This window comes from Pseudomonas sp. WS 5027 (genome assembly GCF_012985695.1).
Lineage (GTDB): Bacteria > Pseudomonadota > Gammaproteobacteria > Pseudomonadales > Pseudomonadaceae > Aquipseudomonas > Aquipseudomonas hygromyciniae.
Map to the genome: position 1 here is coordinate 116860 of NZ_JAAQWU010000008.1, position 16597 is coordinate 133456.

Below are 16597 nucleotides of genomic sequence, written 5' to 3' on the forward strand. Positions count from 1 at the left end.
AGCGCGTTTCCCACCGCTAGAATTGCGCACTTTTTGATCAGAGGCACATCAAGTGCCCATCCGCAGCCCTGTCGTGCCCGACTGGCGGCGTCATTCAATACCGAGGTTAGACATGTCCACCACCATCGCAAAAGCCAACCCTAAGGTTGGCTTTGTTTCCCTGGGTTGCCCGAAGGCTCTGGTCGACTCCGAGCGCATCCTCACGCAACTGCGCATGGAAGGCTACGACGTCGTGTCCACCTACCAGGACGCCGACGTGGTGGTGGTCAACACCTGTGGCTTCATTGACTCGGCCAAGGCCGAGTCCCTGGAAGTGATCGGCGAAGCCATCAAGGAAAACGGCAAGGTCATCGTTACCGGCTGCATGGGTGTGGAAGAAGGCAATATCCGCAACGTGCACCCAAGCGTATTGGCCGTGACCGGACCGCAGCAGTACGAGCAGGTGGTCAACGCCGTGCACGATGTGGTGCCGCCGCGTCAGGACCACAACCCGCTGATCGACCTGGTGCCGCCACAAGGCATCAAGCTGACCCCGCGCCATTATGCGTACCTGAAGATTTCCGAAGGCTGCAACCACAGCTGCAGCTTCTGCATCATCCCGTCGATGCGCGGCAAGCTGGTCAGCCGCCCGGTGGGCGATGTATTGGACGAGGCCCAGCGCCTGGTCAAGTCCGGCGTCAAAGAGCTGCTGGTGATCTCCCAGGACACCAGCGCCTACGGCGTCGACGTGAAATACCGCACCGGCTTCTGGAACGGCGCGCCGGTGAAAACCCGCATGACCGAATTGTGCGAAGCCTTGAGCAGCCTGGGTGTGTGGGTGCGCCTGCACTACGTCTATCCATACCCGCATGTCGACGAGTTGATCCCGTTGATGGCCGCCGGCAAGATCCTGCCGTACCTGGACATCCCGTTCCAACACGCCAGCCCGAAAGTGCTCAAGGCCATGAAACGCCCGGCCTTTGAAGACAAGACCCTGGCGCGGATCAAGAACTGGCGCCAGATCTGCCCCGAGCTGATCATCCGCTCGACCTTTATCGTCGGCTTCCCCGGCGAAACCGAAGAAGACTTCCAGTACCTGCTGGACTGGCTGACCGAAGCCCAACTGGACCGCGTCGGCTGCTTCCAGTACTCGCCGGTTGAAGGTGCACCGGCCAACCTGCTGGACCTGGCCGTGGTGCCGGATGACGTCAAGCAGGACCGCTGGGAGCGTTTCATGGCCCATCAACAGGCCATCAGCTCGGCACGCCTGCAACTGCGCATTGGCAAGGAAATCGAAGTGCTGATCGACGAAGTGGACGAGCAAGGCGCGGTAGGCCGCTGCTTCTTCGACGCTCCGGAAATCGACGGTAACGTATTCATCGACGATGCCAGCGGCCTCAAGCCAGGCGACAAGGTGTGGTGCACGGTCACCGACGCCGACGAGTACGATCTCTGGGCGCAAAAACGCGACTAAGCTGTAAAAAATTGAAAAAGCCCTGCTTCTGGACAAGATGCGGGGCTTTTTTCGGTCTATCGTTTGCCCCATCAACGCCAACAAGCAGCAAGGAGCAGCGGGCATGGGCCAGCACTCGGTTATCCACACCCCGAAAACCAGCGACTATCAGGAGCTGACCCGGATCTGGGAGGCGTCGGTGCGGGCTACCCATGACTTCCTGCCGGAAAGCTACATCGAGCGCCTCAGACGCCTGGTGCTGACGCAGTACCTCGACGCGGTGATGCTGATCTGTACCAAGGACGCGCGCCAACGGATCACCGGGTTTGCCGGCGTTGCCGCAGGCAAGGTCGAGATGCTATTCATCGACCCGCAGTACCGGGGCCAGGGCCTGGGGCGGCAATTGCTGCACTATGCCGTTGCGTCAATGAATGCCGATGAGCTGGACGTCAACGAACAGAATCCCCAGGCCCTGGGCTTCTATATCAAGCAAGGTTTTGAAGTGATCGGGCGCACCGAGCATGACGGCATGGGCCAGCCTTATCCCTTGCTGCACATGCGCCTGAAACAGGCCCAGCAAACACGCAGCGCCTGACACAACCCAAATCAAATGTAGGAGCTGGCTTGCCTGCGATGGCATCACCTCGGCATACCTGATGCACCGAGTTGACCGCATCGCAGGCAAGCCAGCTCCTACAAAAAGCGCGAGCACTGAAATGGGGCCGGGATTAACCGGCTCCAGGCAGGTACAATAGCGGCCCCCTTTTGTTACGGCCCTTGTCATGACTGACCCCATACGCCTCTCCAAACGCCTCATCGAACTGGTCGGTTGCTCCCGTCGGGAGGCCGAACTGTTCATCGAAGGCGGCTGGGTCTCGGTAGATGGCGAAGTGATCGATGAGCCGCAGTTCAAGGTCACGACACAAAAAGTCGAACTTGATCCCGAGGCCAAGGCCACGGTTCCGGAGCCGGTGACTATCCTGTTTCATGCACCGGCCGGCGTAGACGTCGACAGTGCGATGCAGTCCCTGAGCGCCGAAACCCTGTCCGAAGAGCACCGCTTCAGCAAGCGCCCGCTCAAAGGCCACTTCCTGCGCCTGACCGCCAGCGCTGATCTGCAAGCCAAGGCCAGCGGCCTGCTGGTGTTTACCCAGGACTGGAAGATCCTGCGCAAGCTGACGGCCGACGCCGCCAAGATCGAGCAGGAGTATGTGGTTGAGGTCGCAGGCGACGTGGCAGAGCACGGCCTGAACCGCCTCGCCCACGGTCTGATGTACAAAGGCAAGGAATTGCCTGCGGTCAAAGCCAGCTGGCAGAACGAGAACCGCCTGCGCTTTGCCCTGAAAAACCCGCAGCCCGGCATCATTGCCCTGTTCTGCGAAGCCATTGGCCTGAAGGTTGTGGCCATTCGCCGGATACGCATTGGCGGCGTGTCCATCGGCAAGGTGCCGGTTGGCCAGTGGCGCTACATGTCCGGCAAAGAAAAGTTCTAAGTCGCCCTATCTATCGACATCGCCCGTCCGGGCGGTGTCTACAGTCGAATACCAGGATTGCCCAACATGATTCACAACGACGTACTGCGCAGCGTGCGCTACATGCTCGACATCAGCGACAACAAGATGGTCGAGATCATCAAGATCGGCGGCATGGAAGTGTCCAAGGAAGACCTGCTGACCTACCTCAAAAAGGACGAGGAAGAAGGCTTCGTGTTCTGCCCGGACGAGGTCATGGCGCATTTCCTCGATGGCCTGGTGATCTTCAAGCGCGGCAAGGACGAAAGCCGTCCACCGCAGCCGATCGAAACCCCGGTGACCAACAACATCATCCTCAAGAAGCTGCGCGTGGCCTTCGAACTCAAGGAAGACGACATGCACGCCATCCTCAAGGCGGCCGAGTTCCCGGTGTCCAAGCCAGAGCTGAGCGCGCTGTTCCGCAAGTTTGGCCACACCAACTATCGTCCGTGTGGCGACCAGTTGCTGCGTAACTTCCTCAAGGGCCTGACCCTGCGGGTTCGCGCGTAAGCCATGAGTTACAACGTCTCGCCCGTGGGCTTTGTGCGCTCCTGCTTCAAGGAGAAGTTCGCCATCCCGCGCCAGCCACAACTGGCGCCCGCCGCCCGGGGCGTCTTGGAGCTGGTGGCGCCGTTCGACCAGGGTGAGGCGGTGCAAGGCCTGGAGCAGGTCAGCCATGTGTGGCTGTTGTTCCTGTTTCATCAGGCCCTGGAAGACAAGCCACGCTTGAAAGTGCGCCCACCGCGCCTGGGCGGCAACACATCCATGGGTGTCTTTGCCACCCGCGCGACCCATCGCCACAATGGGATCGGCCAGTCGGTAGTAAAACTGGACAAGGTGGAGCCAGGCCGGCTATGGATTTCCGGGATTGATCTGCTCGATGGCACGCCGGTATTGGATATCAAACCGTATGTGCCCTATGCCGACATCGTCGACACGGCTACCAACAGCATCGCCAGCAGCGCGCCGCAACTGATTCCCGTGCAGTGGCTGAAGACTGCCCTGCACCAGGCGCAAGGCCACGCCCAGCGCCTTGGCGAGCCGTTGGTGGAGCTGATTGAGCAATGCCTGGCGCAGGATCCGCGGCCGGCCTATCAGATACCCGGGCCGGAACGCGAATACGGCGTGCGGTTTTGGGATGTGGACGTGCGCTGGCACTATCCCGAGGCTGGGGTGATTTGTGTGCTAGAGGTGGTTGCCGCGCAGTAAATCGCAGAAATGAAAAAGCCCGCACTGCCTTCACAGGCAATGCGGGCTTTTCTTTGCAAACGCCTTCATCTGTAGGGGCGAGCTTGCTCGCGAAGAACCCAAGGGCAACGCGTCAACTCGACCGCGTTATCGTTGACGACTTTCGCGAGCAAGCTCGGTCCTACAGGTGTGCCGGGGTCACTTCTCGACGAATGCACGCTCAATCAGGTAGTCACCCGGCTCACGCATCCGTGGCGAAACCTTCAGGCCGAAGCTGTTCAGCACTTCGCTGGTCTCATCCAACATGCTTGGGCTACCGCACAGCATGGCGCGGTCGTCTTCAGGGTTGATCGGCGGCAGACCGATATCGCTGAACAGCTTGCCGCTGCGCATCAGGTCGGTCAGGCGGCCTTCGTTTTCGAAGGGCTCGCGGGTCACGGTCGGGTAGTAGATCAACTTTTCACGCAGCGCCTCGCCGAAGAACTCGTTCTGCGGCAGGTGCTCGGTGATGAACTCGCGATAGGCGACTTCGTTGACGTAACGCACGCCGTGGCACAGGATCACTTTTTCAAAGCGCTCGTAGGTTTCCGGGTCCTGGATCACGCTCATGAATGGGGCGAGGCCAGTACCGGTGCTGAGCAGGTACAGATGCTTGCCCGGCTTCAAATCGTCCAGCACCAGGGTGCCAGTCGGTTTTTTGCTGATGATGATCTCGTCGCCTTCCTTCAAATGCTGCAATTGGGAAGTCAGCGGGCCATCCGGGACCTTGATGCTGAAGAACTCCAGATGCTCTTCCCAGTTCGGGCTGGCGATGGAGTAAGCGCGCATGAGCGGGCGGCCGTTAGGCTGTTGCAGGCCGATCATCACGAACTGACCGTTCTCGAAGCGCAGGCCCGGGTCGCGGGTGCACTTGAAGCTGAACAGAGTGTCGTTCCAGTGATGAACACTGAGGACACGCTCGTGGTTCATGTTGCTCATGTACGGGGAACTCCTGGAAATGGGTCTGCGCCAAAATGATAGGTGCGCAATTGCACAGTATTCTAATGGCGGCGACAATATCTGTTAACTGGATTATTAAGATAAGGGTTATCGGTTATATCGATATGCGATTTACTCTCCGTCAACTGCAAGTCTTCGTCGCCGTCGCCCAGCAGGAAAGTGTGTCACGCGCTGCTGGCCTTCTGGCCTTATCTCAATCCGCCGCCAGCACCTCGATCACCGAGCTGGAGCGCCAATCCAGCTGTCAATTATTCGACCGCGCCGGTAAACGCCTGAGCCTCAACGCCCTCGGCCATCAATTGCTACCCCAGGCGGTGGCGTTGCTGGACCAGGCCAAGGAGATCGAAGACCTGCTCAACGGCAAGTCCGGCTTCGGTTCCCTGGCGGTCGGCGCCACCCTGACCATCGGTAATTACCTGGCCACCCTGCTGATCGGCAGTTTCATGCAGCAGCATCCCGAGAGCCAGGTGAAGCTGCATGTCCAGAACACTGCGCATATCGTGCATCAGGTTGCACATTACGAAATTGATCTGGGTCTAATCGAAGGTGACTGCAGCCACCCTGACATTGAGGTGCAAACCTGGGTCGAGGATGAACTGGTGGTGTTCTGCGCGCCGCAACATCCCCTGGCCCAGCGCGGTCAGGCGACCATGGAACAGTTGACCCATGAAGCCTGGATTCTGCGGGAACAGGGCTCCGGGACACGCCTGACCTTTGATCAGGCCATGCGCCATCATCGCAGCGCGCTGAATATCCGCCTGGAGCTGGAGCATACCGAGGCGATCAAGCGGGCGGTGGAGTCGGGATTGGGGATTGGCTGCATTTCGCGCCTGGCGCTACGGGATGCGTTCCGCCGTGGCAGCCTGGTGCCAGTAGAGACGCCGGACCTGGACCTGGCCCGGCAGTTCTACTTTATCTGGCATAAACAGAAGTACCAGACCTCGGCCATGCGCGAGTTCCTCGAACTGTGCCGCGCCTTCACCGCCGGGGTGCAGCGCAGCGACGAGATCGTCCTGCCGAACATCGCCTAGATCAGGATCACGGCCCACACCACGGTGATCATGGTCAGCGCCACGAATTGCGCGGCGCTGCCCATGTCCTTGGCGTTTTTCGACAGGGGGTGGCGATCCAGGGAAATCCGATCGATTGCCGCCTCCACGGCCGAGTTGAGCAACTCCACAATCAACGCCAACAGGCACACGGCAATCAGCAGTGCACGCTCTACGCGACTGACCGTGAGGAAGAAGCTCAATGGAATCAGAATGACATTGAGCAAGACCAGCTGGCGAAAGGCCGCCTCGCCGGTGAAAGCTGCACGCAGGCCATCGAGGGAGTACCCCCCTGCGTTGAAGATACGTTTGATACCGGTTTGACCCTTGAAAGGCGACATAGATAGGCAACTGAGTAAAAAAGATGGGAGGAAGCTAGAGCACGCGTGGTCAAAAAAGCGTGAATCGAGCCACCCTACGCGCGGGAAACTGACTCAAGTTGTTGCAACAGTAGCGCCGCCTGGGTCCGGGTGCGCACACCCAGCTTGCGGAAAATCGCGGTGACGTGCGCCTTGATAGTGGCTTCGGACACGCTCAATTCATAGGCGATCTGCTTGTTCAGCAAGCCTTCGCAGACCATGGTCAACACACGGAACTGCTGTGGCGTAAGGCTGGCGAGCCCTTCTTGGGCAGCCTTGGCTTCGGCGGACACGTTGATTTCTTCGAATGCCTGGGGCGGCCACCAGACATCACCGTCCAACACCGTACGCACCGCTGCTTGAATCTGCTCCAAGGAGCTGGACTTGGGGATAAAACCACTGGCCCCGAACTCCCGGGAACGCACTACGACGTCTGCCTCTTCCTGAGCCGACACCATCACCACCGGGATCTGCGGGTATTGCCCGCGCAACAGCACCAGGCCGGAAAACCCGTAGGCGCCGGGCATGTTCAGGTCCAGCAGCACCAGATCCCAATCGGTCTTGTCAGTCAGGCGGGCTTCCAGTTCAACGATACTGCCCGCTTCCACCAGGCGTACATCCGGGCCAAGGCCCAATGTGAGAGCCTGGCGCAGCGCGCCGCGGAACAGCGGGTGGTCATCGGCAATCAGGATTTCGTATGTGGCCATTTATTAAATGATCCTGTTTTTTATGGGAGCACCGATGGGTTCGGTGCTCACCAACGTACAAGGTGCCAGCCAGCGGCTGTCACGAACAGTTACGCTTGATGGCATTTTAGCCGGCTCAGGCGCTGCAGTGCCATCATGCAAACGTCATCTGGCCTCAACGCCTACAGATAAGGTGCAAGACGCTTGTGGACAGTGTCCGTCGGGTCCAGCGCCAACTGGAACTTGGCCGCTAGGTAATGAGTACTGAAAACATCCAGGTAGGCATCCAGCACTTCGCTGGCCTGTTGATCCTCGGCCAGCTCCAGGCACAAGGCCGCCACTTCGGCTGTGCAGAAATGGTCATCGCGTTTGGAACGGCGCAACTTGTAGCGCGATAGCTGCTCCGGCTCCAGGCTCAGTACCGGCAGATGCTCCAGATACGGGCTCTTGCGGAACATCTTGCGCGCTTCGCTCCAGGTGCCATCCAGCAGGATGAACAACGGGCGCTTGCCATCCGCCACCTTGACCTCGTTGACTACCCGCTGCGGCGCTACAAACTCGCCGGGAAAGACGATGTAGGGTTGCCATTGCGGGTCGGCCAACAGCGCCAGCAGCTCAGGCTCGACGGCGGTGCGCGCCCAGGGGAAAGCGCTTGTATCGTCGATGACATCGGCGATCAGCCAACCGGTATTGCTGGGTTTCATCGGCTCCACGTCATGCATCAACAGACACATGGCCGACTTGGCCGCGACCTTGGGGCGCCAGGCACACAGACAGTATTCGGGGATGACCCGGCACCTGGGGCAACGTTCGGCACGCGAGCCCCGGGCAACAAAGGGAGTGACAGCCCGGGCCAGGCGCTGGGTACGCAGACGGAACACCGCGTGGCTCATAGCGGGTGCCGTTGTGAAGCGATGAAAGTCGACACGGAGAAAACTCGGGGGCAGCAAAAGTGCCGGCAGTTTAGCAGAGCCGCCCAGCCAATACGCCTGGCCGTCGCGGCTAGAGGTCACCTATAATCCTGCGCCACTGAACGCACTGCGCAGTGACGGGTCTATGGACCAGTAACCGAATCAGGAGAGTTTCATGCTGCGTCTTATGTTGCGTCTTGCCGCCCCCACAGTTGCCCTGGCGCTTGTATTGCCCGTGGGCGCACAAGCGGCCTCCCTGCTGGAGGCGCAAATGAACAAGAAACTGCAAAGCGTCGCAGCGGAAAGCAACAAGGACCTGCCCAGGGAAATTGATGACAAAACCTTAGAGGTGGCCTACACCGTCGAAGGCATGCATCTGATTGACCACCTGAGCGTGCTGCCAGAACGGGCCGAACAAATGCGCGCCAACCCCAAAGCTGTATATTTTCAGTTGGGACAAAGCGTTTGCCTGAACAAAGGCTATCGCGAGTTGATGGCCAAGGGCGCCGTGATGCGCTACGAAATCACCGAGAACAAGACCAATCGTCCGGTGGCGTCGGTCAAGTTCGTTGAAGCTGATTGCCCGGGCCCGGCCAAGAAGAAAAAGTAAGCCCCTCCCCGAGAACCCTGCGGCGAGGGGTACACCCCTCACCACAATTCCCCCTGCAAAACCCTCGTCAATCCCCATTAAGTTATTGCCAGACAAGACTTTAGGGGCTCATGATCAAGTGATCCGATAACATTCCCAGGGTAAAAAAGGTTGCCCTCGCGTGACTTGCAGTGCCAAGGTTTTTAATCACAAGGAACATACAGAGCCTGTTTCGTCGCCGCCAGTAGCCTGCAATAAGACGCCGGGGCTCTGTAACGAAGGAGAAGCTGAATGCCTGATCAACCGAATGACCTCCTGACCCGTCATTTTCCAGAAAACGGGGCCGACCTTACGCAACAGGTCGAAGCGCAACTTAACCTGATTGCCCCCAGCAGCCCGAATATTCCTCTTTACCGTGACATGATCCTCACCGTGCTGCGCATGGCCCAGGACGACCGTGACCGCTGGAACGCGAAGATCACCTTGAAAGCCATTAATGAACTGGACCACGCGTTTCGTGTGCTCGAACAGTTCAAGGGCCGCCGCAAGGTCACCCTCTTCGGCTCGGCCCGTACCCCTGTCGAAAGCCCGCTCTATGCCCTGGCCCGGGAAGTGGGCGCGGCCCTGGCCCGCTCAGACCTGATGGTCATCACCGGCGGCGGTGGCGGCATCATGGCTGCCGCCCACGAAGGCGCTGGGCTGGCGCACAGCCTGGGGTTCAATATCACCCTGCCCTTTGAACAGCATGCCAACCCGACCATTGATGGCACGGACAACCTGCTGTCGTTCCACTTCTTCTTTACTCGCAAACTGTTTTTCGTCAAGGAAGCCGATGGGTTGGTGCTATGCCCGGGTGGCTTCGGCACCCTGGATGAAGCGCTGGAAGTCCTGACCCTGATCCAGACCGGCAAAAGCCCACTGGTTCCCGTGGTTCTGCTGGACGAGCCCGGTGGTGGATTCTGGCAAGGTGCCCTGGACTTTATTCGCAGCCAGTTGGAAGCCAATCGCTACATTCTGCCTACCGATCTCAAGTTGGTACGCCTGGTGCACAGCGCGGAAGAGGCCGTGAATGAAATCAACCAGTTCTATGCCAACTTCCATTCCACCCGCTGGCTGAAGCGCCAGTTTGTGGTACGCATGAATCACCCGCTTAGTGAGCGCGCATTGGCGCATATACAGACCGAATTCGCTGACCTGCGCCTGAGTGATGACTTCCAGCAATCGGCCTATGGGGGTGAAGAACACGATGAAGCGCGCTTCAGCCACCTGACACGCCTGGTGTTCAGCTTCACCGGCCGCAACCAGGGGCGGTTGCGGGAGTTGGTGGATTACATCAACTTGCCGGAAAACTGGGCGCAAGCTCAGGGCAAAACACAGCAACGGGTGACGCCAGAACCCGCGTGATGCCGTAGAACGCAAAAAAGCCCCGCTATTTTCATAGCGGGCCTTTTTGTATAAACGCAAAATCCATGTTGGCGCTGGCTTGCCAGCGATAGTGGTCAATCCGTCACTGCATTGATACCTGACCCACCGCTATCGCCGGCAAGCCGCCTACAAGGGCTCGGTCACATTTCAGTCGTCCAGGTCGCGACCACTCAATAAGCGGCTGATCATCTCCATCGAAAATCCGCGATAGCTCAAAAAACGCCCCTGCTTGGCACGCTCACGAGCATCAATCGGCAGATGGCCGGCAAACTTGCGACGCCAGGTGTCCTCCAGTTGCGCTTGCCAACTGATACCACACTCACGCAGCGCCAGATCGATATCGGCGCGTTGCAAGCCTCTCTGGCTCAGCTCTTCGCGAATCCGCGCCGGACCGTAGCCCGAGCGTGCCCGGTAGGAAACAAAACTTTCGAGATAACGGGCTTCTGAAAGCAGCCCCTCTTCCGTCAAGCGGTCGAGGGCTGTTTCGATCATTTCGGGAGGGGCGCCACGCTGACGCAGTTTACGCGTCAGCTCGACACGACCATGCTCGCGTCGTGCGAGCAGGTCCATTGCCGTACGCCGTACGGCAACCAGCGTATCGAGTACAACGGTCATCGTTGGGCTCAGATATCAGCGTCGGCTTCTGCCATATCGTCAACAGGTTCGCGGTTGGCAGCGGCCTTGACGTCTGGCACTGGGGTCAGCAGCTTGTCGCGGATCTGCTTCTCAAGGGTCGCCGCGATATCAGGGTTGTCCTGCAGGAACTTGGCCGAGTTGGCCTTGCCCTGACCGATTTTGCTGCCGTTGTAGGCATACCAGGCACCGGACTTCTCGACAAAACCGTGCAGCACGCCCAGGTCGATCATCTCGCCGTTCAGGTAAATACCCTTGCCGTAGAGAATCTGGAACTCAGCCTGACGGAATGGCGGAGCCACCTTGTTCTTCACAACCTTGACGCGAGTTTCGCTACCGACAACCTCATCACCTTCCTTCACCGCGCCGGTACGGCGGATGTCCAGGCGGACCGAAGCGTAGAACTTCAGCGCGTTACCACCGGTAGTGGTTTCCGGGCTGCCGAACATCACGCCGATTTTCATCCGGATCTGGTTGATGAAGATCACCAGGCAGTTGGCGTTCTTGATGTTACCGGTGATTTTACGCAGGGCCTGGGACATCAGACGGGCTTGCAGGCCGACGTGCATGTCGCCCATTTCGCCTTCGATCTCTGCCTTCGGTACCAGGGCAGCCACGGAGTCGACCACGATCACGTCGATGGCGTTGGAGCGCACCAGCATGTCGGTGATTTCCAGGGCTTGTTCGCCGGTGTCCGGTTGCGAAACCAGCAGGTCGTCAACATTGACGCCCAGCTTGCCAGCGTATTCAGGATCCAGGGCGTGCTCGGCATCGACGAACGCGCAGGTGGCGCCCATTTTTTGTGCCTGGGCAATCACCGACAGGGTCAGGGTGGTTTTACCAGAAGACTCTGGACCGTAGATTTCAACGATACGGCCTTTTGGCAAGCCGCCAATGCCGAGCGCGATGTCCAGACCCAGAGAGCCAGTGGAAATAGCCGGGATCGCCTGACGGTCGTGATCGCCCATACGCATTACGGCACCCTTGCCGAATTGACGTTCGATCTGACCCAGGGCCGCAGCCAAGGCTTTCTTCTTGTTGTCGTCCATTAAAGTCCTCACGTAATCAATAAGGCCTGACGGCCAACACCTGTATAAGTAGACAGTATTGTTCCATAAAGATCGGGGATCGCCTACCCCTGATTTTCTATTTCTGCTGCAGCTCGTCGCAACAGCCCCTCTAATGCGGCCTTTACCGTTTGTCGGCGGACCTCGTCGCGGTTGCCAGGGAAGTGCTGGCACTCGGCCGTAACCTCTTCGCCGACACCCCAGGCCAGCCAGACGGTGCCTACCGGTTTGTCCGGCGAGCCGCCATCGGGGCCCGCCACACCGCTGACCGCCACGGCAAACCGCGCCAGGCTTTTTTCCTGGGCGCCCCGGGCCATGGCCTCGACCACTTCACGGCTCACCGCGCCAACCTCGGGGAACAACCCTTGCGGCACATTCAGTTGGAGGGTCTTCTGCCGATTGGAGTAGGTCACGTAGCCGGCCTCGAACCAGGCCGAACTTCCGGGGATCCGCGTGATGGCTTCAGCGATACCGCCACCGGTGCAGGACTCGGCGGTGGTGACGTGGGCATTGAGCACCTGCAAACGCCGGCCAAGTTCGGCGGCGAGTTGGGTAATTTCCTTCACGGTCGTCTCCAGGAAAGTGCGGGGGTTTGCCTACCCTACAGGAGCCCATCGGCCACGCAAGCTGCAGACGGCTTCAACAGATTACCGGGCGACGCCCCGAACATATGCCTGGCAGGCCCGCAATGCGATCAATCCGTTATCGCCGGCGTCGGTGATGCCGATAATTCGTTGAGCATGCGCCGGGTCAAGTCGGCCTCGCGGGGCTCCATGAACCACGCTGCGGGTGGCGGCGGTGGCTGGCATTGCGGGGCTGTCGCCGGGGTCGGTGGCGTCGAGTAGGACTGACAAGCGCACATCAGCAGTGGCCAACCGATCACGCAGATAAACCTGGTTACGCTGTGCATCGCTCAACTCCCGTGTGTGCTGTTGGTCGCTGGCGCGCAGTTGTTGCTCCAGGGCCTGGCGCTTGCGTTGTTCGACCTGGTGTTGAACCAATGCTGCCTGGCTTTGCTGATTGAGCACCTGTGAATGCCGCGCGGCCTGGCGCTCAAAGGCAAGGCCATGGCGCCAGGCCTGGACCTGCCAACTGGCCGCTGCCGGGATGAGCATCAGCAAGGCAGCAGCCAGCATGCGCCAGCTCAGTTGCATAGCACCGCCCTCGCCTTCGCCCACAATTGCTGGCGATGTTCCAGCCCATTGAGGCCGCCATTGATCCGGCGGGTGATCGCGGTGAATTGGTCCTGATCCGCCAGCTCATTCAAGCCATTGCTGAGCCAGAACCAGGCGGCGGATTCGGCTGCCCATTGCGGTTGCTCCAGCAACTCAGGAAAGTGCAGCAGGCGCTCATCGCCAAACAGCGCCCGGCTACAGGCCAGGTAATTGCGCCGCCCGGTAATCTGGATCAGGCCACGGCCGCGGAACTTCTGGCCGTCTCCGTCGGCTTCGGGGCTGTTACCCAAGCGCGCGGCCAAGGTGCCGGTGTCGTACTTGCTCAGGTATTGCTCGCCACCCAGTTCCCGCACATAGCGCAACTCACCGGACTCGTGGCCGACCTGGGCGATAAAGGCTGCCATACGCTTGGGTGCCGTAATGCGGTGATGGAGCATCGCCGCGTTCAGCGCAGATAGAAAAACGCCCGCTTGGGCGCGGGCGTTGGGCAGGATCTGTTGCAGTTGCGTGAGTGTCATCATCCTTGATCTCCAACGGTCTAAGAGGCCAATCCACGGGCCATGATCGAACTGCGATAGCCCGTCGCCGTGTCGCCTACGTGGGTCACCTTGTCAATCGACCAACGCCCCTGCATATACCCCGGCCAGGTTTCATCCAGCAGCAGCAACCCTTCGGCAGACAGCAACGGGTTGCCGGGGCAATCGATGGCGATGGTCAACCCTTCCCTCCCGACCCGACGCAACTCGCCCTCGGCCACGGACCGCGCTTCGGTTTCGCTCTGGCAGCGCTGACGCAAGGTCTTGAACGGCGCGATCCCCACCTCGACCACACGCTGGCGAGACGCGGCGGCATCCCACCAACTGACTCGGCAGCCCTGATATTTGGCCCGCGCGTTTTCATCAATCCGGGCGCTGATAAATGCCTGTTCGCCGGGGCGATTGTCGTGGGTCACCGATAGCCGTACATCCGGTAACTGCTGGCCCGACAGCGATTTGACCTGGCCACTTTCAGCCAGCACATACAGCTCGTTGACCGGTTTGGTCACCGCGTTGTAGCGCCCGGCCAGGCGGGTGATAAAGCCCATGTCGGTCTCGTTGGACTGGTCGATATGATCAATCGCGATTCCATCCAGTGCCGGCGCTACCCTGGGTGAAAACCCGTGCCGCGTGGCCAGTTGACGAAACAGCGCGCCCAGGGTGGTGGGACCATGGCTGGCGGAACGGCGCTGGCGGTAACCGCTCGGGTCCTGCACGCTGAACGGCGCCGCCGTGGCCACGATCGCCAGGCGCATGGGAAACAGGTAGGGGGTGCGCTGGGTGATCACAAACTCGCCTTTCTCCACCAGCCCCGACTCGCGATACCCCACGCGCAGGCCGATCTTGGCGCCCAGGCTCGGCAGGCCTTCCAGGCCCTCGATATTGATGGTCAGTTCCAGGCGGTCGGATTCGATACCCGCCGCGTCGGTGTGTTTCCACTGCATCAGCCGTGGATTGATCAACGCCGCGTTGGCGCCATAGATTTCCACGACCGGGGTAAATCCCATTGCCATGCTGCCTCCTTAATCCCAGGCCGAAACGGGTTTTGCGACACCCGGTTGCGTGTCCATCTCGGGCACGATCACCCATACGCCCGCCGGCAACACCGGGCCATGCTCGGCAAGCCCGGGGTTCAAGCGCCAGAGGGTTTCTTCGGCCGCGTCATCGCAACGCCCCAGCTCGCGGTAAAGCAGCAGGTTGACCGAATCACCGGCAATACTTCGCACTCTACGCATTGACGAACTCCTCCAGCACCAGCGACCAGGTGATCACCATGGCGGTGCCGTCATCGATCACATTGGCCTGGTTTTCGGTGACTGCCGTGATGCGCCACAGGCCCCAGTTGCGGCCGATACCATCGACCAGCGGCAGCGGCGCCCGTGCATCCTGCAAGGCGCGCAACTGGTCGAGGCGCTGCATGCCAACGGCCGCCATGGCGGTGCCGGCGAAGGTCAGTTTTTCCAGCTTCTGGCCGTTCTGTCGCGACTGGGGCTTGCTGGCAATAATCTCCAGGTCGCCCCAGCCGCCATCACTGCTGCGCTGGAGCGTGGAATAGGCGAACCCTCGGGACAGCCCGAAAATAAAGTCGCCCAGCACCATCTGCTGTCGCATTAATCACCTCCATCGGTCAGTGCCGCGTTGCGCCGAACCGCCAGAGAATCGGTGAGCATCGGCACGCATTGGTTTTGCAGGGTTTGCAGGACCCGGTCGACCACCTGCTGGGCGTCGGCAGGGTTGACGCCGGTGATCTGGATGCTCGGCGCCAGGGTGACCTGGACGTTGTCCGAGCGGGCGCTGTTGAGGTTTTTGCTCAGGGTCTCGGGCGCTGGCAGGCGATTGCTGGAAGGGAAGAGTTTCTCACCCAACCAGGTGCCCGCCTCGCCACCCAACAGGCCGCCGATAACGCCACCGACGGCAGTGCCAACGCCTGGAAAAACCAGGGTGCCAAGGGCTGCGCCCGCAGTGGCGCCGGCCCACGCACCGCCGGCAGTGCCGAGGCTGCTGCCGACCGCTTGCAGGTCGCCGTTGCGCACGCCCTGGACGAGGTTGATGGCGGTGTCGGCGTAGCGCAGAGGCGCAAAGGATCGAGTGCCGACGGACTCCAGTTTGGTCATCGTTGAAACCAGGCTGGAGGGGATCGTCTTGGGCAAAGCGAGCGCTGGAGCGCTGAGCAACACCGGCCCCCGAACGGGTGAACCAGGCACCTTGGATGAACGTTCACCCAGGCGCGGAGCGGGCCGACCAGCTTGAAACGATGCGCCCTGAAAACTCACTTTGGGCCCCTCAAGCAACTTGCCGGCCCGTCCCAAAACACCCTGCAACGTTGCCATTGATCCGGCAAGGCGGCTGCCGACACGGGTGGTTTTTTTCGACGACGACCGCTTCGTGAGTCTCTGGCGCACCGTTGTTTTAGGCAGAAACCGCTCACGCCCCTTCAAGGTTTCGGTTGCCCCTGGGCAGCAGCAATCCTTGCTATCGTCGCGGAACAGTTTCCCCACGCCGGGCAACTTGCCAAGCGTCACATCGACAGCCTTGCCAGTTAAGCGGCTCCTGGCCGTATCGAGATAACCCTCCCCCAACCACTTGGCCCCCTTGGTGTACCAGGAGTCCGCTGCTGGCTCCTTGTCTTTGGCGGCCTCTTGAGCCACAGGCGCGGGGCTTGTAGCAACACTACCGAGTAGGGACCCGCCGGCGATAAACAGGGTGCTGTTGAGGGTTTCCAGGCTCTCGCGCAACCGCACCTGTTCCTCGGTCAACGCATGGATGTGCAGGCTGGCGTTGGCCAGGGCCAGGCCCAGTTCGGACGGTGGCTCTGTCACCACGCCCATATTGGAAGCGCCAATCAGACGTTCATTCGGCTCGGTAAGCAGGCCCGACAGTTGCGAGACGCCACTTTCGGCCAGCCCGGGAAAGGTCATCCAGCGTTTGTCTTCGTCGGCGAGCTTGAGCGTATATCGAGGGTCTTGCATCTCGCTCTACTCCTATTTGACGCCAAGGCGATTAATCGCGATGTCGTAGCGGCGCAATGCTTTGGCGG

21 protein-coding genes are annotated in these 16597 nt (G+C 60.2%); 8 read left to right on the forward strand and 13 right to left on the reverse strand.

The window, feature by feature from the left end:
• The first annotated feature begins 124 nt into the window (after window positions 1–124).
• The 5 genes from rimO (at window position 125) to tsaA (ending at window position 4152) form a co-directional block, all read left to right on the forward strand.
• Entirely contained in the window at window positions 125–1453 is a 1329-nt protein-coding gene (rimO, locus tag HBO09_RS12300) for a 30S ribosomal protein S12 methylthiotransferase RimO (protein ID WP_169864525.1), read from the forward strand.
• A 103-nt stretch (window positions 1454–1556) separates the two neighbouring features.
• Window positions 1557–2027 (forward strand): GNAT family N-acetyltransferase, encoded by a 471-nt coding sequence (locus HBO09_RS12305; protein ID WP_169993799.1) that lies wholly within the window; start codon window positions 1557–1559, stop codon window positions 2025–2027.
• A 187-nt stretch (window positions 2028–2214) separates the two neighbouring features.
• On the forward strand, window positions 2215–2925 hold the full coding sequence (locus HBO09_RS12310; protein WP_169993802.1) for an rRNA pseudouridine synthase: 711 nt from the start codon (window positions 2215–2217) through the stop codon (window positions 2923–2925).
• A 66-nt stretch (window positions 2926–2991) separates the two neighbouring features.
• Window positions 2992–3453, forward strand: a complete 462-nt coding sequence (locus tag HBO09_RS12315) for a DUF1456 family protein (RefSeq protein ID WP_029295331.1) — start codon at window positions 2992–2994, stop codon at window positions 3451–3453.
• A gap of 3 nt (window positions 3454–3456) precedes the next feature.
• Complete coding sequence (tsaA, locus tag HBO09_RS12320) at window positions 3457–4152, forward strand: tRNA (N6-threonylcarbamoyladenosine(37)-N6)-methyltransferase TrmO (RefSeq protein ID WP_169993804.1); 696 nt, start codon at window positions 3457–3459, stop codon at window positions 4150–4152.
• Between the two features lie 177 nt (window positions 4153–4329).
• On the opposite strand, the gene fpr is transcribed toward tsaA, so the two are convergent.
• Window positions 4330–5109, reverse strand: a complete 780-nt coding sequence (gene fpr / locus HBO09_RS12325) for a ferredoxin-NADP reductase (protein WP_003172178.1) — start codon at window positions 5107–5109, stop codon at window positions 4330–4332.
• Window positions 5110–5234: 125 nt separating this feature from the next.
• Between fpr and HBO09_RS12330 the strand changes: the two genes are divergently transcribed.
• Window positions 5235–6161, forward strand: a complete 927-nt coding sequence (locus tag HBO09_RS12330) for a LysR family transcriptional regulator (protein WP_029295328.1) — start codon at window positions 5235–5237, stop codon at window positions 6159–6161.
• Here the strand turns inward: HBO09_RS12330 and HBO09_RS12335 are convergent.
• From HBO09_RS12335 to HBO09_RS12345, 3 genes are all read right to left on the reverse strand, one after another.
• Window positions 6158–6520 (reverse strand): diacylglycerol kinase, encoded by a 363-nt coding sequence (locus tag HBO09_RS12335; protein WP_029295326.1) that lies wholly within the window; start codon window positions 6518–6520, stop codon window positions 6158–6160. The genes HBO09_RS12330 and HBO09_RS12335 overlap by 4 nt on opposite strands.
• A gap of 74 nt (window positions 6521–6594) precedes the next feature.
• Entirely contained in the window at window positions 6595–7245 is a 651-nt protein-coding gene (gene erdR / locus HBO09_RS12340; RefSeq protein ID WP_169993806.1) for a response regulator transcription factor ErdR, read from the reverse strand.
• A gap of 161 nt (window positions 7246–7406) precedes the next feature.
• Complete coding sequence (locus HBO09_RS12345) at window positions 7407–8117, reverse strand: tRNA-uridine aminocarboxypropyltransferase (RefSeq protein ID WP_169993808.1); 711 nt, start codon at window positions 8115–8117, stop codon at window positions 7407–7409.
• A 193-nt stretch (window positions 8118–8310) separates the two neighbouring features.
• On the opposite strand from HBO09_RS12345, the gene HBO09_RS12350 reads away from it, so the two are divergent.
• Together HBO09_RS12350 and HBO09_RS12355 are read left to right on the forward strand one after the other, a co-directional pair.
• A complete protein-coding gene (locus HBO09_RS12350; protein ID WP_169993810.1) occupies window positions 8311–8745 on the forward strand; it encodes a PA3611 family quorum-sensing-regulated virulence factor in 435 nt (144 codons plus the stop codon).
• A 270-nt stretch (window positions 8746–9015) separates the two neighbouring features.
• Window positions 9016–10128, forward strand: coding sequence for a TIGR00730 family Rossman fold protein (locus HBO09_RS12355; protein WP_169993812.1), 1113 nt, complete (start codon window positions 9016–9018; stop codon window positions 10126–10128).
• Between the two features lie 168 nt (window positions 10129–10296).
• Here HBO09_RS12355 and recX read toward each other — a convergent pair whose 3' ends face one another.
• From recX to HBO09_RS12400, 9 genes are all read right to left on the reverse strand, one after another.
• Complete coding sequence (recX, locus tag HBO09_RS12360) at window positions 10297–10764, reverse strand: recombination regulator RecX (protein ID WP_092237924.1); 468 nt, start codon at window positions 10762–10764, stop codon at window positions 10297–10299.
• An 8-nt stretch (window positions 10765–10772) separates the two neighbouring features.
• Complete coding sequence (recA, locus tag HBO09_RS12365) at window positions 10773–11831, reverse strand: recombinase RecA (RefSeq protein ID WP_169993814.1); 1059 nt, start codon at window positions 11829–11831, stop codon at window positions 10773–10775.
• An 83-nt stretch (window positions 11832–11914) separates the two neighbouring features.
• A complete protein-coding gene (locus HBO09_RS12370; RefSeq protein WP_169993816.1) occupies window positions 11915–12415 on the reverse strand; it encodes a CinA family protein in 501 nt (166 codons plus the stop codon).
• A gap of 81 nt (window positions 12416–12496) precedes the next feature.
• On the reverse strand, window positions 12497–13003 hold the full coding sequence (locus HBO09_RS12375; protein ID WP_169993818.1) for a lysis system i-spanin subunit Rz: 507 nt from the start codon (window positions 13001–13003) through the stop codon (window positions 12497–12499).
• Window positions 12994–13542: a glycoside hydrolase family 19 protein gene (locus HBO09_RS12380; protein ID WP_169994048.1), complete on the reverse strand. Its 549-nt coding sequence runs from the start codon at window positions 13540–13542 to the stop codon at window positions 12994–12996. The genes HBO09_RS12375 and HBO09_RS12380 overlap by 10 nt, the downstream gene beginning before the upstream one ends.
• Window positions 13543–13562: 20 nt before the next feature.
• The gene (locus HBO09_RS12385) at window positions 13563–14573 is read right to left on the reverse strand and encodes a contractile injection system protein, VgrG/Pvc8 family (protein WP_169993820.1); all 1011 of its coding nucleotides are present in this window, start codon (window positions 14571–14573) and stop codon (window positions 13563–13565) included.
• A gap of 9 nt (window positions 14574–14582) precedes the next feature.
• Window positions 14583–14795: a tail protein X gene (locus HBO09_RS12390; RefSeq protein WP_169993822.1), complete on the reverse strand. Its 213-nt coding sequence runs from the start codon at window positions 14793–14795 to the stop codon at window positions 14583–14585.
• Entirely contained in the window at window positions 14788–15171 is a 384-nt protein-coding gene (locus tag HBO09_RS12395; protein WP_169993824.1) for a phage tail protein, read from the reverse strand. Before HBO09_RS12395 ends, HBO09_RS12390 begins: the two co-directional genes overlap by 8 nt.
• A complete protein-coding gene (locus HBO09_RS12400) occupies window positions 15171–16529 on the reverse strand; it encodes a tail tape measure protein (protein WP_262381223.1) in 1359 nt (452 codons plus the stop codon). Before HBO09_RS12400 ends, HBO09_RS12395 begins: the two co-directional genes overlap by 1 nt.
• Between the last annotated feature and the right edge of the window lie 68 nt (window positions 16530–16597).